11 protein-coding genes are annotated in these 15,442 nt (G+C 72.6%); 5 read left to right on the forward strand and 6 right to left on the reverse strand.

Annotated features, from left to right (window positions below):
* Positions 1 to 81: 81 nt before the first annotated feature.
* Positions 82 to 1,338, forward strand: coding sequence for an SLC13 family permease (locus ACIGXO_RS07060; protein ID WP_399781970.1), 1,257 nt, complete (start codon positions 82 to 84; stop codon positions 1,336 to 1,338).
* Here the strand turns inward: ACIGXO_RS07060 and ACIGXO_RS07065 are convergent.
* From ACIGXO_RS07065 to ACIGXO_RS07075, 3 genes are read right to left on the reverse strand one after another with little or no spacing between them, the layout of a single operon-like run.
* Positions 1,325 to 4,261: an FAD-binding and (Fe-S)-binding domain-containing protein gene (locus ACIGXO_RS07065; RefSeq protein WP_399781458.1), complete on the reverse strand. Its 2,937-nt coding sequence runs from the start codon at positions 4,259 to 4,261 to the stop codon at positions 1,325 to 1,327. The two genes, ACIGXO_RS07060 and ACIGXO_RS07065, sit on opposite strands and share 14 nt — an antisense overlap.
* Positions 4,227 to 5,594 (reverse strand): MFS transporter, encoded by a 1,368-nt coding sequence (locus ACIGXO_RS07070; RefSeq protein WP_399781461.1) that lies wholly within the window; start codon positions 5,592 to 5,594, stop codon positions 4,227 to 4,229. The genes ACIGXO_RS07065 and ACIGXO_RS07070 overlap by 35 nt, the downstream gene beginning before the upstream one ends.
* Positions 5,595 to 5,607: 13 nt before the next feature.
* On the reverse strand, positions 5,608 to 6,891 hold the full coding sequence (locus ACIGXO_RS07075; protein ID WP_399781464.1) for a hydroxyacid-oxoacid transhydrogenase: 1,284 nt from the start codon (positions 6,889 to 6,891) through the stop codon (positions 5,608 to 5,610).
* A gap of 179 nt (positions 6,892 to 7,070) precedes the next feature.
* Here ACIGXO_RS07075 and ACIGXO_RS07080 point away from each other — a divergent pair, with 179 nt between their 5' ends.
* The 3 genes from ACIGXO_RS07080 (at position 7,071) to ACIGXO_RS07090 (ending at position 10,345) form a co-directional block, all read left to right on the forward strand.
* On the forward strand, positions 7,071 to 7,901 hold the full coding sequence (locus ACIGXO_RS07080) for an IclR family transcriptional regulator (RefSeq protein WP_223735452.1): 831 nt from the start codon (positions 7,071 to 7,073) through the stop codon (positions 7,899 to 7,901).
* A gap of 164 nt (positions 7,902 to 8,065) precedes the next feature.
* Positions 8,066 to 9,703, forward strand: coding sequence for a M4 family metallopeptidase (locus tag ACIGXO_RS07085; RefSeq protein WP_399781468.1), 1,638 nt, complete (start codon positions 8,066 to 8,068; stop codon positions 9,701 to 9,703).
* 90 nt (positions 9,704 to 9,793) lie between these two features.
* Positions 9,794 to 10,345 (forward strand): hypothetical protein, encoded by a 552-nt coding sequence (locus ACIGXO_RS07090; RefSeq protein WP_399781471.1) that lies wholly within the window; start codon positions 9,794 to 9,796, stop codon positions 10,343 to 10,345.
* A gap of 10 nt (positions 10,346 to 10,355) precedes the next feature.
* Here ACIGXO_RS07090 and ACIGXO_RS07095 read toward each other — a convergent pair whose 3' ends face one another.
* Positions 10,356 to 11,357, reverse strand: a complete 1,002-nt coding sequence (locus ACIGXO_RS07095; protein WP_399781474.1) for an AraC family transcriptional regulator — start codon at positions 11,355 to 11,357, stop codon at positions 10,356 to 10,358.
* 133 nt (positions 11,358 to 11,490) lie between these two features.
* Between ACIGXO_RS07095 and ACIGXO_RS07100 the strand changes: the two genes are divergently transcribed.
* Positions 11,491 to 12,291 carry an ANTAR domain-containing protein gene (locus tag ACIGXO_RS07100; protein ID WP_399781476.1) on the forward strand — a complete coding sequence of 267 codons (801 nt, stop codon included), beginning with the start codon at positions 11,491 to 11,493 and terminating at the stop codon, positions 12,289 to 12,291.
* Positions 12,292 to 12,312: 21 nt separating this feature from the next.
* Here the strand turns inward: ACIGXO_RS07100 and ACIGXO_RS07105 are convergent, their stop codons facing one another.
* Positions 12,313 to 13,866, reverse strand: coding sequence for a GMC family oxidoreductase (locus tag ACIGXO_RS07105; protein WP_399781479.1), 1,554 nt, complete (start codon positions 13,864 to 13,866; stop codon positions 12,313 to 12,315).
* Positions 13,856 to 15,436: an APC family permease gene (locus tag ACIGXO_RS07110; protein WP_399781482.1), complete on the reverse strand. Its 1,581-nt coding sequence runs from the start codon at positions 15,434 to 15,436 to the stop codon at positions 13,856 to 13,858. Before ACIGXO_RS07110 ends, ACIGXO_RS07105 begins: the two co-directional genes overlap by 11 nt.
* Positions 15,437 to 15,442 lie beyond the last annotated feature (6 nt).

The raw sequence follows: 15,442 nt of genomic DNA on the forward strand, positions 1-15,442 counted from the left end.
CCCCCATCCTGCACCATGACGCCTGGCCAGCGCATACTCTGCGACATTTGTCCGACCCTTGCGGACCGGAAAGGACCGATCCTGAACACCCCCCTCGCGGAAACGCTCTCCGCGGCACTGCTCGTCCTCGTGCTCGTCTGCGCGGTCGTACGGCCGTTCCAGCTACCGGAGGCGGCCGTCGCGGTGCCGGCCGCCGGGGTCGTCCTCGTGACCGGGGCGATCCCGCTGGACCACGCGCGCGAGGAAGCCGAGCGGCTCGGCCCCGTGATCGGCTTCCTCGCGGCCGTACTGGTACTGGCCCGGCTGTGCGCCGACGAAGGGCTCTTCGAGGCGTGCGGCGCCTGGATGGCGCGGGCGGCGGCGGGGAGCCCCCGGCGGCTGCTGGCCGCCGTCTTCGGCCTCGCCTCGGCGATCACCGCGGTACTGAGCCTGGACGCCACCGTCGTGCTGCTCACCCCGGTCGTCTTCGCGACGGCGGCCCGGCTCGGCGCCCGCGCGCGCCCGCATGTGTACGCCTGCACGCATCTCTCGAACACCGCCTCGCTCCTCCTCCCGGTGTCCAACCTCACGAACCTGCTGGCCTTCGCGGCGAGCGGGCTGAGCTTCACGCGCTTCGCGGCGCTGATGGCGCTGCCGTGGCTGGTCGCCATCGGTACCGAGTACGTGGTCTTCCGCCGTTACTTCGCCGCCGATCTGGACGCGGACGCGCCGCCGCCGGAGGCCGCGGAGCCCCCGTCCGTACCCGTGTTCGCGCTGGTCACCGTGGTCTGCACGCTGGCCGGTTTCGTGCTCGCCTCCGCGCTCGGCATCGACCCGGCGTGGGCGGCGGCGGCCGGCGCGCTGGTGCTCGCGGCGCGCACGCTCGCCCGCCGCCGTACGACCGTCCGCGCCGTCCTGGGCTCGCTCTCGCTGCCGTTCCTCGCCTTCGTGCTGTCGCTCGGCATCGTGGTGCGCGCAGTGGTCGACAACGGGCTCGCCGACGCGCTCGGCCGCCTGGTCCCCGACGGCACGTCGCTGCCCGCGCTGCTCGGCGTCGCCGCGCTGGCCGCCGTACTGGCCAACGTCATCAACAACCTGCCCGCGGTACTCGTCCTGATCCCGCTGACCGCGCCGGGCGGCCCCGGCGCGGTGCTCGCCGTCCTGCTCGGCGTCAACATCGGCCCGAACCTCACCTACGCGGGGTCCCTGGCCACGCTCCTGTGGCGGCGCATCCTGCACGCGCACGACACCGACGTCGTGCTCAAGGACTTCACCCGCCTCGGCCTGATCACGGTGCCCGCGGCACTGTCCCTGTCGGTGGTGGCCCTCTGGGGCGCACTGCGCCTCATCGGGGGCTGAGCCCGCGCGCCAGCAGTTCCGCCAGATGCGTCCCCCGCCGTCCGGCCAGGTCGGCGAGCTGGGTGCGGCAGCTGAAGCCGTCGGCGAGGAGCAGGGTGCCGGGTGCCGAGCGGTGTACGGCCGGGAGGAGACCGTGTTCGGCGACGGCGACGGAGACGTCGTGGTGGCCGCGTTCGACGCCGAAGTTGCCGGCCAGGCCGCAGCAGCCGCCGAGGCGTTCGACCTCCGCACCGGCCGCGGCGAGCAGCGCGGCGTCCGGGTCCCAGCCCATGACGGCGTGGTGGTGGCAGTGCGGCTGGGCGACGGCCTTCGTGCCGGTGAGGTCGGGGGGCGACCAATCGGGCGTGGCGGTGAGCACTTCGGCGAGGGTGCGCGTCGCGGCGGCGACCTCGGCCGCCTCGCCCGCCGCGGCCCCGTATGCGCCGTGCCCGCCCAGAAGCTCCGCCGCGTCCGCGCGCAGTACTCCGGTGCAGGACGGTTCGAGGCCGACGACCGGTATGCCCGCGCGTACGTACGGGAGGAGGGCGCGGACGGTGGCGCGCACGCGGGCCCGGGCGGCGTCCAGCTGGCCCGTGGTGATCCAGGTGAGGCCGCAGCACACGGGGCGCTCGGTGACCCTGACGCGGTAGCCCGCGGCTTCCAGTACGGCGACCGCCGCTCGGCCCGTGTCCGGTGCGAAGGCGTCGGTGAAGGTGTCGACGAAGAGGACCACGTCACCGTAAGGCGCCTCGCCGGGCGCCGCACGGTCCGCGAACCAGCGGCGGAAGGTCGTGCTCGCGAAGGCGGGCAGGGACCGCCGGGCGTCGACGCCTGCGCCCCAGGTGAGGAGCGGGTGCAGCAGCCGGGACCGCAGCACCGCGTTCGCCGCCCGTGCCGCGCCCGGTATACGGGCGGTCAGCCGGGTCCAGCGGGGCAGCCACCCCAGCGCGTAGTGGCTGCGGGGGCGCAGGCGGCGGAAGCCGCGCCCGTACCTCTGGTGCAGCGCTTCCGCCTTGTAGGCGGCCATGTCCGTGCCCGTGGGGCAGTCCGAGGAGCAGCCCTTGCAGGCGAGGCAGAGGTCGAGCGCTTCGTGCAGGGCGGGCGAGCGCCAGCCGTCCGGGCCGAGGGCGCCGGAGACGACGTCCTGGAGGACGCGGGCGCGGCCGCGGGTGGAGTCCTTCTCCTCCCGGGTGGCGAGGTAGCTGGGGCACATCACGCCGCCGGTGGCGGTGGTGTCGGCACGGCACTTGCCGACACCGGTGCAGCGGTGCACGGCGCGGGAGAGATCGCCACGGTCGGCGCTGTGGGCGAGGGCCAGGGTGGGGAGTTCGCGGCGGGTCAGGGGGCGGGCGGCCGCGGCGCGCACGGCGTGGTCGACGGGGTCGGGGCGGACGATGACGCCGGGGTTGAGGAGGTCGTCGGGGTCGAAGAGGGCCTTGACCCGCGTGAAGAGCGCGAGGGCCGCGGGTGAGTACATGAGCGGCAGGAGTTCGCCGCGGGCGCGGCCGTCGCCGTGTTCGCCGGAGAGGGAGCCGCCGTGCCGGGCGACGAGGCGGGCGGCCGCGAAGAGGAAGTCGCGCATGACCTTCGTGCCGCCGGGGGCGTCGAGCGGGAAGTCGATGCGGAGGTGGAGGCAGCCGTCCCCGAAGTGGCCGTAGGGGACGCCGGTGAGGTGGTGGTCGGCGAGGAGTTCCTCGAACTCACGGAGGTACGAGCCCAGTTGGTCGGGCGGTACGGCGGCGTCCTCCCAGCCGGCGTGGGCCGGCGCGCCGTCGGGGGTGCGGGCGGCGAGCCCGGCGCCGTCCTCGCGGATCCGCCACAGCGCCGCGGCCTCGGCGGGGTCGGAGACGGTACGGGAGTCCAGTGCGCCGGCGTCCCGTACGAGCCGGGCCGCGGCGTCCACCAGGTACGGCACGCTCTCGCCGACGAGTTCGACGAGGAGCCAGCCCTCGCCGCGCGGGAGGGCGGGGACGGCCGAGCGGCCCCTGCGGGCGGTGACCGTGCGGACGATGCGGGCGTCGAGGCCCTCGCAGGCGACCGGCGTGTGCTTCAGGAGCGCCGGTACGGCGTCGGCGGCGTCCGCCATCGTGGGGTAGCCGAGAACGGTGAGGACGCGGTGCGGGGCGTCGCGGACGAGCCGCAGCCGGGCGCCCAGGGTGAGCCCCAGGGTGCCTTCGCTGCCGACCAGGGCCCGGGCCACGTCGAAGCCGCGCTCGGGCAGGAGGTGTTCGAGGGCGTAACCGGAGACCTGGCGGGGGAAGCGTCCCAACTCGGTGCGTACAACGGCGAGTTCTCTGCTGATGGTACGGCGGAGACCGTCCAGGAGTGCCGAATCCGGCGTCGGCTGCGGTACGTCACCCAGCCGCAGCCGCTCCCCCGCCCCCGTCAGCACGTCCAGCCCGAGCACGTTGTCGCTCGTCCGGCCGTACCCCAGCGCCCGTGACCCGCAGGCGTTGTTGCCGATCATGCCGCCGAGGGTGGCGCGGTTGTGGGTGGAGGGGTCGGGGCCGAAGCGCAGGCCGTACGGGGCGGCCTCGCGTTGCAGCTGAGCCTGTACGACGCCCGGTTCGACCAGTGCCGTCCGCGCCTCGGGGTCGATCTCCAGGACGCGGTCGAGATGGCGGCTCGCATCGATGACGACGCCCGGGCCGACCGCGTTCCCGGCGATGGACGTGCCCGCGCCGCGCATCGTGACCGGCACCCGGTGCTCGGCGCACACCTCCCGTACGGCGGCGATCTCGTCCGTGTGCCGCGGGGTGACCACGGCCAGCGGGCTGATGCGGTACAGCGAGGCGTCGGAGGCGTAGAGGGAGCGGGCGAGGCCGGAGGCGTCGGCCCCGGTCACGCCGGCGCGGCGCAGCTCCGCGACGAGCCCGGCACCGGTCACGCTGCCGGTCTCGCCACCGGTCTCACTGCTGGGCCGGGACTTCGGCGACGGGCGCATGACACTCCTTGTCCGACGATTCCGAGGCGGATGCGGGGGCGCGGCGCCGCCTCCGCAGGGCGATGAGGACGACGCAGAGCAGGCTGAGCGCGGACATCCCGACGATGTAGGTGACCATCAGCCAGGGACTGCCGCCGCCCGCCTGGAGGAGCGCGGTGAGGATCAGCGGGGTGCAGCCGCTCGCGAAGACGCCGGAGACCTGGTAGACGCAGGAGACGCCGCTGTAGCGGACGTTGGCGGGGAACAGGTCGGCGTACAGGGCGGCCTGCGGCCCGTACATCGCTCCGTAGAAGAGGCCGAGCGTGACGACGAGGGTGCCGCCGATGACGAGGACGGAGCCGGTGTCGAAGAGCGCGAAGGCGGGGACGGCGGAGGCGCCGAAGAGGGCGGCGCCCAGGCCGAAGGTGCGCAGCAGCCCGAAGCGGTCGGAGAGCGCGCCCCACAGCGGGATCATGGGCACGCAGACGGCGGCGGCCGCCATGACGCCGATGAGGGCGTGGGTGCGGGGCACGTGCAGTTCGGTGGTGGTGTACGCGATGGCGAAGACGCCCCAGGTGTTGAAGGCGATGCCCTCGGCCATGCGGGTGCCCATGCCCAGCAACAGATTGACCTTGGAGGTGCGGAGCAGTTCGACGAGGGGGATGCGGGCCCGGGTGTGCTGGTCGCGTACGGAGCGGAAGGCGGGCGTCTCGTAGACCTGGAGGCGGATGTAGAGGCCGATGAGGACGAGGACGGCGCTGAGCAGGAAGGCGATGCGCCAGCCCCAGGCGAGGAACTGCTCGCTGTCCAGGACGGAGGAGAGCAGCGCGAAGACGCCGGTGCCGAGCATGAGGCCGGCGGGGACGCCGATCTGGGGCCAGCTGCCGTAGTAGCCCTTGCGGCCTTCCGGGGCGTGTTCGACGGACATCAGGACCGCGCCGCCCCATTCGCCGCCGATGCCGATCCCTTGGAGGATGCGGAGGACGACGAGCAGGACCGGGGCCCAGATGCCGATGGTGTCGTAGGTGGGCAGGACGCCGATGAGGCAGGTGCCGGCGCCCATGATGAACATCGTGGTGATCAGGGCGGTCTTGCGCCCTACGCGGTCGCCGAAGTGGCCGAAGACGATGCCGCCGAGGGGGCGCGCCACGAAGCCGATGGCGAAGGTCGCGAAGGCGATCAGGGTGCCGACGAGGCTGTCGAACTTCGGGAAGAAGAGCTTGTCGAAGACGATGCCCGCGGCGGTTCCGTAGAGAAAGAAGTCGTACCACTCAATGGTGGTGCCGATGGCGCCGGCCAGCGCGATTCTGCCGATCGGACTGGCCTGTTGCTGCTCGGGGGCGGTGTGTTGCACGGCTGCGCTCCCTTCACCAGTTGCGGAGCGACTCGCGGAAGATCCGGCCGGCCGCGTCGGTGGTGAGCGGGCGCGGTACGACGGAGAGCTGGCGCGACTGCTTCATCGTGCCGGCGACCAGGGTGTCCAGGTCGGACTCGGTGTAGCCGAAGGCGGCGATGCCGTGGGGCATGCCGATGTCGTGCTGGAGTTCGCGCAGGACGCGGGGCAGCGCCTCGGCGCCCTCGTCGGGGTCGACGGGCCGGCCGCCGATCAGCTCGGCCGCGCGCAGGTGGCGTTGCGGGTCCGCCGGGTAGGTGAAGCGGAAGGCGGCCATGGCGGTGGACGCGACGGCCTGGCCGTGCGGGACCATCGGCATGTCCGGGTAGCCCTCGGCACGGTAGTTCTCGACGGCGCCGGCGATGGGGTACGCGTTGGCGTGCGGGATGTGCGTACCGGCGTTGCCGAAGCCCATGCCGGTGACGGCGGAGGCGTACGCCATGCCGTACCGCGCGGACAGGTCGTTGCCGTTCATGACGGCGCGGCGCAGATGCTTGCCGACCAGTTCCATGGCCTTCTCGCACCAGACGTCGCTGATCGGGTTGGCGCCGCAGAACGCGGCGCGGGCGGCGGCGTCGGGGAAGGCGGGGCGGGCGTCGAAGGCGAGCGCGGTGTAGCTCTCGGCGGCGTGGGTGAGGACGTCCATGCCGCTGGCGGCGGTGACGGCGGGCGGTACCGACAGGGTGGTGAGCGGGTCGACGACGGCGAGCGCGGGGCGCAGCCGGGGGTGGCTGATGCCGGCCTTCAGGCGCAGGTCGAGGAGGTCGACGACGCAGATGGTGGTGGCCTCGGAGCCGGTGCCGGCGGTGGTGGGGACGGCTATGAGGGGCTTGACGGGGAGTTCGGGGACCTTGCCGCCGCCGATGGGCGGGGCGATGTAGTCCATGAGCGTGCCGGGCTGGGTGGTGAGGAGGTTGACGGCCTTGGCGGTGTCCATGGCGGAGCCGCCGCCGACCGCGACGTAGCCGTCCCAGTCGCCGGCGCGGGCGAAGGCGACGGCTTCCTCGATGCTCGCGTCGGTGGGCTCGACGGCGACGCCGTCGAAGATGTCGCAGCCCAGGCCCGCGGCCTTGATCGCATGGGCTACGCGGTCGGGTACGTCGCTCGCGGCGACGCCCGGGTCGGTGATGACCAGGGCGTTGGTGACGCCGAGGGCGCGCAGGTCCTGGCCGGTCTCGGCGAGGGCGCCGAGGCCGAACTTCAGGGGCGGCGCGGCCCAGGTGAAGACGGTCTCGGTGGGGTGCTCGAAGTGCGGCATGAAGTCTCCTGGCGTGCATAAGGGAGCCGGTCGGGCGGAGCGTGAGGGAGGTCCGCGGGCCTGGCGTCCGGAGCCTGGGAAGATCTTTGGAAGGCCATCCACATTGTGGAGCTGCCGCCAAGCTAGGGCGGCAGGTGCCCGCCGTCAATGGGCGTGCACGGCTCGGTAGGCTGCCGCGGGTGAGTGAGCGACGCGCCAAGGCACCCGACACCCCGGCCGGAACCCAGGCCATCGGCCGCGCGATGGCCGTGCTGCGGCTGTTCATAGAGGCCGAGGGCGACGTCCAGGTGACCGAGATCGTGCAGCGCCTCGGCCTCACGCCCGGCACCGCGCACCGCGTCGTCGGCGCGCTGGCCGCCGAGGGCTTCCTCAGCCGCAATCCCGCGACGGAGGGGTACTACCTGGGCAGTACGGCCATCCTGCTCGGCCAGGCGGCGCAGCGGGCGCTCGGCGCCGACCGCGCCATGCCGCTGCTGAAGCAGCTCAACGAGGAGACGAACGAGTCGGTCAACCTCGTCGTGCGGGACGGCGGCGAGTCGGTGGTGGTGATGCGCGTCCAGTCCACGTTGCCGCTCCGCTTCGAGCAGCACCCGGGGGCGCGCTTCCCGCTGTACTCCACGGCCTCGGGCAAGGCGATGATGGCCTTCGCCGAGGACGCCGAGGACTATCTGGCCGCCCTGCCCGAGCGGCTGCCCGCGGTGACCCCGCACACCGTGACGACGCCCGCGGAGTTCGCGCGGGAGCTGGCGCGCACCCGGGAGCGTGGCTACAGCGTCGACAACGAGGAGAACGTGGAGGGCGTGCGCTGCATCGGGGCGCCGGTACTCGGTGCCCAGGGATACGCGCACGCCGCCGTCGTCGTCCAGGTCCCCTCCGTGCGCCTCCCCGACGCGCGCATCGGTGAACTCGCTCCCCGCCTCAAGGAAATCGCGGAGCAGGTGGCGCAGGTCGTGCCCTCGGAGCGGACGATGCAGCCGGCGCGGTACGCACTGGAAGGCGACGACGCGTAGGACCCGTGCCGGGCATGTGCCCGTCGCGGGGAGGGTATGGACAGGCTGTTGTCATGGCGCTGTCATGGACGCTTAACGTTCGTTGACATGGACGTTTGATGTGACCCGCCATCAGTGCGCCTGCCCGCGCGCCGGCCGCTCTCCCCCACCGCCCGAGGAGTCCGATGAGATCGTTGAGATCGAGAACGCGCCTCGCCACCGGCGTCATAGCCACGGCGGCGGCCGCTCTGGTCGCCGCCGCCCTGCCCGCCACCGCCATCGCCCAGCCCGCCCCCGACCGCACCGAAGCCGTCCGCAGCGCCGACGCCGCGCTCGCCGCGCACGCCACCCAACTCGCCGTCACCGCCGGCCAGGACACCTCCGTACGCGACGTCGTCATCGACTCCGACGGCAGCCGGCACGTCCGCTACGACCGCACCTTCGGCGGTATCCCCGTACTCGGCGGCGACCTGGTCGTCCACCTCTCCCCCGACGGCAGTTACGAGGGCGCCTCCCGGGCCACCCGCAGCGACCTCGCCGTCCCCACCGTCAAGCCCCTGATCAGCGCGGAGAAGGCCGCGGGGCTGGGCACCGAGGCGCTGCGCGCCGCCAACTCCGGTACCGCGCTGAGCAAGGTCACCGCCAAGCCGCTGCTGGTCATCGACGCACTGCACGGCGCGCCGCAGCTCGCCTGGCGCACCACCGCCGCCGGCCGGGACGGCCGGGGCAACCCCGCGGCGCACGTCGTGCTCACCAACGCCCGTACCGGCAAGGCGATCGACTCCTGGGACCGGCTGAAGACCGTGACCGGCGACGGCAAGTCGCTGTACGGCGGGACCGTGCCGCTGGAGACCACCCAGTCCGGCAGCAGCTACCAGCTCAAGGACGCCACGCGCGGCGGGACCTACACCGGCGACGCGCAGAACAAGACGGACTCCTGCATCCTCGGCATCTGCTGGGGCCGCGCCCCCGCAGCCCTCTTCACCGACGCGGACAACCACTGGGGCAGCGGCACCACCGCCGACCGCGCCTCGGCCGCGGTGGACGCCCAGTACGGCACGGACACCACCTGGGACTACTACAAGAACGTGCACGGCAGGAACGGCATCGCCGGGGACGGCAAGGGCTCGTACAACCGCGTGCACTACGGCAGCGGCTACAACAACGCCTTCTGGGACGACAACTGCTTCTGCATGACGTACGGGGACGGCGACGGCAAGGTCTTCGGGCCGCTGGTCGCGCTCGACGTGGCCGGGCACGAGATGTCGCACGGGGTCACCGCCGCGACCGCGAACCTCACGTACAGCGGTGAGTCCGGGGGCCTGAACGAGGCGACGTCCGACATCTTCGGGACGCTCGTGGAGTTCTACGCGAAGAACGCGAGCGACCCCGGCGACTACCTCATCGGCGAGAAGATCGTCCGGCCGGACTTCGGGCAGGCGGCGCTGCGCTACATGGACAAGCCGTCCAAGGACACGAAGTCGGCGGACTGCTGGAACTCCAAGGTGAAGGACCTCGACGTGCACTACTCGTCCGGGGTCGCCAACCACTTCGCGTACCTGCTCGCCGAGGGCAGCGGCCAGAAGGTCATCGGCGGCGTCACGCACAACTCCCCCACCTGCAACGGCAGTACGGTGCAGGGCATCGGCAAGGACAAGCTCGGCAAGATCTGGTACCGGGCGCTGACGGTCTACATGACGTCCGGGACCAACTACGCCGCGGCCCGCACGGCCACGCTGAACGCGGCGAAGGACCTGTACGGCGCGGACAGCGCCGAGCAGAAGGCGGTGGCGGCGGCCTGGTCGGCGGTCTCCGTCGGCTGACGCACCGTCACGCATGAACGGCCGTACCGGCCGGGTGGCCGAGCCGCCCGGCCGGTACGGTCGCGGGCCCGGCCGGTACGGTTGCCGACCATGGCCGAAAGCACCCTGTGGACCCTCTCGATCGCCGCGGTCACCGGCGGCACCGCCGTACTGGCCAGCTGGGTCACCAGCCGCGGCAGCACCCGGGCGGCCCGCATCCAGGCCGAGACCGCCGCCGACTCCCAGCGCCGCGAACGCCTCCGGGAGAGCCGCCGCACCGCCTACCTGGACCTGATCGAACAGACGCACATCATGGGCGAGTTGTTCTGGGAGGTCTCGGACGTGCTGCGGCAGCCGGACGCCGACGGGAGCACGGCGGCTCTGCAGCAGCTCAGCGAGCGTCAGGTGGCGGAGTACGCCAAGATCCGCCGCTGTGTGCGGGTCGTGGAGCTGGAGGGGCCGCTGACCGCGGCCGCCGCGGCGCTCCGGGTGCAGAAGTCGACGGGCGACTTCCACGCCGCGATCCAGCAGGCGCTGGCGGCCGGACCGGGCGGGGCGGACTGGGCCGCCGCCGAGGCGCGGTTCGACGCCGCGTACTCCCCCTTCTGGGCCGCGCTGGAAGCGTTCGTGGACACCGCGCGCGACGCCCACCAGGGGAAATGACCCCGGGATGTCAGCGGCGGTGTACCTGGGAGGGCAGCTTGCCGTAACGGGCCCGGTAGGCGGCGGCGAAGCGGCCCAGGTGCGTGAAGCCCCAGCGGCCCGCGACCTCGGTGACCGAGACGGCCGGACCGGCGCTGACCAGCTCGCGGTGGGCGCACTCCAGCCGCAGCCGGCGCAGATAGGCCATCGGCGTGGTCTCCAGGTGCTGCCGGAAGCCGGCCTGCAGGGAGCGCGGCGCGACGCCGGCGAGCCGCGCCAGCTCCAGCACGGTGAAGGGGTGCGCGGGGTCGGCCTGCATGGCGTCCACGGCGCGCTTGACCGGGCGCGGGCAGGTGCGGGCGGCCGGGTCGGCCAGCTCCTCGCGGTACTGGTGCGGGGTGGCGTACAGCATCGTGGTGAGCAGCGCGTCCGCCAGGCCGGTGACCACCGCGGGATGGGCCAGAAGGCCGGTCGGCGCGGTCAGTTCGCCGGCGAGGCTGCGGGCCAGCGAGACGAGGGTGAGCCCCCGGCCGTGGTACGGGTCCAGGCCGCCGGGGAAGTGCAGCGGGCGCACGGAGTGTTCGAGGTGCTCCTCCAGCGCGCTCTCCACCGCCTGCCGGTCGAAGCTCAGGGCCAGCACCTCGGCCGCGGCGTCCAGTTCGCCGGTGAGGGCGCCGGTCGGCTCGAAGACCGGGACCCGGCCGTCGGTGGCGGTGGCCCGGAACACCTCGCCACGGTGGGACTGCACCGCCTGTCCGCTGCGCACCACGTTGATGTGGTACGCGACGCCCAGTCCCTCGCTCCTGCTGAGGACGTCGGCGCCGTAGGTCAGGGTGGCGAGGGTGACGGGGCCCAGCGGCAGCGTGCTCATGGCGAAGGCGAAGTCGGCGGGGTCGGTGAGGGGGTTCAGCACCACCGGGTAGGAGAGTGTGTCGGCGATCCAGGCGCGGGCGTGCTCGACGTCGGCGGTGCGGAAGGTCCGCAGGCCGCACTGGGCCCGCCGTGCTCTGCCGCCGCCGCGCTCCCCCGGCATCGCCGCCCCGTCCCTCGGATTCACGCTCCCCGGCGGCGTGAGCAGCCGACTGCGCTTGGTGTCCTTATGCTACGCAAAATGGATATCGGCGGGCCCCGCACGGGCATTGACTGTCTGAATGGAGGCATTTCCGATGCCGCGCCTCGAGACGGACGCGTCAGAACCGACCACGCCTCGACTGCCGCACTGCCCGGCGTCCGAGCACGAGTGGCTGCTGACCCGTGCGCTGCTGGATCTGGCCTCGCCCGAGGACCGGGAGCCGGCCGCGCACGCCGCGTCCCTGATCAAGTACGTACGGCTGCTGGGCGGTGAGCCGGTCCCGGACGCGGTGACCGTGCTGGCCGGGCGGCCGCCGGTCACCGCCGCTTCGGGCCCCCGGGCCGAGCGGCTGCGGGAGCTGGAGGAGCAGCTGGGCGAGGGCCCGGTACGGGACACCCTGGCCGGTGCGGCGGCGGACGAGATACCGCTGGAGGGCCCGGCGGCCGCCCGCTGGCCGCGGTTCGCGGCGCGGGCACGGGAGTGGGGAGTCCTCCTGGTCCGCACGGTGCCGCTGGCCGATGTGGCGCACGGGGAAGGTTCCGGCGCCGCGCGGCCGGGCGCGCCGCTGGGCGCGCTGGTGCTGTACTGCGACGTGGCCACTCCCTGGCCGGGTGACCGGTCGGCGCCGGTGCCGGCGCTCGCCGGCGCCGCGGCGCTGCACCTGCGGCACCGGCGCACCCGTGACCACGCCCGGCAGCTGGAGCAGGCGCTGCACAGCCGGATCGTCATCGAGCAGGCCAAGGGGATGCTCGCCGAGCGGTTCGGCTGCCCGGTGGACGGGGCGTTCGCGGAGCTGCGCCGGTACGCGCGTGCGCACCAGCGCAGCCTCCACGACCTGGCACGCTCCGTCGTGGACGGCACGGCACCGCCGCCGTTCCGCAAGGAAGCGCGCTGAGGAAGCGCCCGACCGGACCGGCTAGCGGTCCTCCTTGAGCAGGTCGGCGCACTTCTCGCCGATCATCATGGTGGTGATGCACGGGTTGACCGTGACCAGCTCCGGCATGACCGAGCCGTCCGCGACGCGCAGTCCCTGGATGCCCTTGACGCGCAGCCGGGCGTCCAGCGGCGCCATGGCGTCGTCGTCGGCGCCCATCTTCACCGTGCAGGCCGGGTGGTAGACGGTGTTGTGGGTCTTGGTGATGTAGTCCAGCAGCTCGTCGTCGGTGCGCACGTCCGGGCCCGGGGCCAGCTCGGCGCCCGCCCAGTCCGCCAGCGCCGGCTGCGCGGCGATCTCGCGGGCGAGGCGCAGCCCGTACGTCATCACCCGTACGTCGTGCTCGTGGGTGAAGTAGCGCGGGTCGACCTTCGGCTTGTCGCGGAAGTCGCGGGTGCGCAGCCGGACCGTGCCGCGGGAGCGGGCGCGGGTGACGTTCGGGGTGAGGCAGAAGGCGTTCTCGGAGGTCGGGTAGCCGTGCCGCGCGGTGTTCATGTCGAAGGGCACGGAGCCGTAGTGGAACATCAGGTCCGGGCGGTCCAGTCCCTCTTCGGTGTCGGCGAAGATGCCGATCTCCCACCACTGGTTGGAGCTGGTCACCATGGGCTGCTTGGCGTCCCACATGATGACGCCCTCGGGGTGGTCCTGGAGGTTCTCACCGACGCCGGGCGAGTCGACGAGCACGTCCACGCCGTTCTCGCGCAGATGGGCCGCCGGGCCGATGCCGGAGAGCATCAGCAGCTTGGGGGTGTCGATGGCGCCGCAGGAGACGATGACCTCGCGGCGGGCGCGGACGGTACGCGTGTGGATGAGGTCGGGGTCGAGGTACGTCGCGCCGGTGCAGCGGCGGTGCTCGTCGATCAGCAGCTGCTTGGCGCGGACGCCGGTGCGCACCTCGAGGTTGGGGCGGCGGCCGAGGATCGGGTGGAGGTAGGCGACGGAGGAGGACTGCCGGATGTTGTTCTCGTCGGAGTTGATCTGGAACCAGTTGGCGCCGCGTATGACGGTCCTGCCGGTGTTGAACGGGGTGGTGGGGATGCCCTGTTCGGCGCAGGCGGCGAGCAGCGCGGAGCCGCAGGGGTCGGCGCCCTTGATGGTGCGCAAGGTGACGGGGCCGGAGCGGCCGTGGTGGTCGCCGGGCGCGTCGTTGGACTCCAGGCGCTGGTAGAGCGGGAAGGTGTCCTTCGCGCCCCAGCCGGTACAGCCCGCCGCCTCCCAGCCGTCGAGGTCCTCGGCGGGGGCCCAGAACGCGATACAGGAGTTGTGCGAGGAACAGCCGCCGAGGACGCGGGCGCGGGCGTGCCGCATGAAGCTGTTGCCGCTCTCCTGGGGCTCGACCGGGTAGTCCCAGTCGTATCCGGACTCCAGGAGGCCCATCCAGCGCTCCAGGCGCAGCACGTTGTCGTCACCGACGTCGGAGGGGCCGGCCTCCAGGACGCACACCGTCACCGAGGGGTCCTCGCTGAGGCGGGCGGCCACGACGTTGCCCGCGGTGCCGCCGCCGACGATGACATAGTCGAACTCTTCAGTGGACATGGGTGGGAGTGCTCCTTGTGGTGTCGGGTTCGGCTTCCTTGTGCGCCGCGTGTTCGGCGAGCACGCCCGTGCGGTGGCGCTGGATGAACCAGTAGTAGGCGAAGCCGCCCAGGGCGACGGCGCCGACGAAGAGGACGGCGCCCCAGCGCAGGTACCAGTGGTGCGGCGGGGCCGCGTTGTAGACGGCGTCACGGGGCCAGGCGAGGTTGATCATCATGCCGGCGCCCCAGAGGACGGCGAGGATGTTCACCGGGAGGCCCCAGCGGCCGAGGGTGAAGCGGCCGGGGGCCGGCTGCCAGCGGCCGCGCAGCCGGGCGATCAGCATCGGCACGGTGACCAGCAGATAGGCGCCGTAGATCATGATGATGCCGATGCTGGTGACGACGGAGAAGATCTGTGGCTGGCGGATGTTGATCAGCAGGACGCCCAGCGAGAGCACGCCGACGATCACGGCCGGCAGGACCGGTGTCTGGAAGCGCGGGCTGACCCGGGCGAGCAGCGAGGCGGCGGGCAGGTTGTTGTCGCGCGACATGGCGAAGGCCAGCCGGATGGCGGCGGTGTGCACGGCCAGCGCGCAGACGGTGACGGCGATCAGGACGCACCACAGCATCGCCTTGCCGACGGTGTCGCCGAGCACGTCCAGGACGATGTACTGCAGTCCGTCGGTGGACAGGCCCTCGCCGTTCAGGCTGCCGACGCTCATCAGGGCGAGCAGCAGGATCAGGCCGCCGAGCACGAAGGAGGCGAGCAGGGCGCGGAGGATGGCGCGGGGCGCGTTGCGGGAGGGGTCCAGGGACTCCTCGCCGAGCGAGGCAGCGGTGTCGAAGCCGTACATGACGTAGGCGGAGGCGAGCGAGGCGGTGAGGAAGGCGCCGAGGTAGCCGAAGCTCTGGCCGTTGCCCGTGTGGTGGGTCTCCATCACCACGTCCGGCCCGCGCACGACGTGCACGGCGAAGAGCACGATCAGCACGACGGTGGCGATCAGCTCGATGAAGACGCCCGCGGTGTTGATGCGGGCCATCAGCTTCACGCCGAAGGCGTTGACGAGGGTGGTGAAGAGGATGAGTACGCCGGCGAGGACGACGCCGTTGGTGGCGATGTCGTACCGGCCCGTGCCGTCGCCGACGAACTGGAAGGCGGACGAGATCTGCGGCAGCGTCAGCTGGTACGCGAGGGCCACGGCGGAGAGCGAGACGATCGAGGCGACCAGCATCATCCAGCCGGCCAGCCAGCCGATGTGCGGATTGCCCAGCCGTTTCGCCCAGTTGTAGACCGAGCCCGCGACGGGGTGGCGGGCGGCCAGCTCGGCGAAGGACAGCGCGATCATCAGCTGGCCCACGAAGACCATCGGCCAGGACCACCAGTAGGCGGGACCGCCGTGCCCGTAGCCGAAGTAGAAGAGCTGGAAGGTGCCGGTGAGGATGGAGATGTAACTGATGCCGGCGGCGAAGGTGTGGAAGTTGCCGAGGGTCCGCTTGAGTTCGGGGCGGTAGCCGAACTCCGCGAGGCCGTCGTCGTCCTGTGCTGGTGGTGCGTCGTGCGGTGGTCTTTCTGCTCGGGAATCCGTCAAGAGCAT

The organism is Streptomyces sp. NPDC053542, assembly GCF_044544685.1.
Classification (GTDB): Bacteria; Actinomycetota; Actinomycetes; order Streptomycetales; family Streptomycetaceae; genus Streptomyces.

What these genes read in the sequence shown, in the direction of transcription:
- ACIGXO_RS07105 (WP_399781479.1), bottom strand. Translation starts at nt 13,866, where the DNA reads ATGTCCACTGAAGAGTTCGACTATGTCATCGTCGGCGGCGGCACCGCG.
- ACIGXO_RS07085 (WP_399781468.1), top strand. Translation starts at nt 8,066, where the DNA reads ATGAGATCGTTGAGATCGAGAACGCGCCTCGCCACCGGCGTCATAGCC.
- ACIGXO_RS07100 (WP_399781476.1), top strand. Translation starts at nt 11,491, where the DNA reads ATGCCGCGCCTCGAGACGGACGCGTCAGAACCGACCACGCCTCGACTG.
- ACIGXO_RS07095 (WP_399781474.1), bottom strand. Translation starts at nt 11,357, where the DNA reads ATGCCGGGGGAGCGCGGCGGCGGCAGAGCACGGCGGGCCCAGTGCGGC.
- ACIGXO_RS07075 (WP_399781464.1), bottom strand. Translation starts at nt 6,891, where the DNA reads ATGCCGCACTTCGAGCACCCCACCGAGACCGTCTTCACCTGGGCCGCG.
- ACIGXO_RS07065 (WP_399781458.1), bottom strand. Translation starts at nt 4,261, where the DNA reads ATGCGCCCGTCGCCGAAGTCCCGGCCCAGCAGTGAGACCGGTGGCGAG.
- ACIGXO_RS07090 (WP_399781471.1), top strand. Translation starts at nt 9,794, where the DNA reads ATGGCCGAAAGCACCCTGTGGACCCTCTCGATCGCCGCGGTCACCGGC.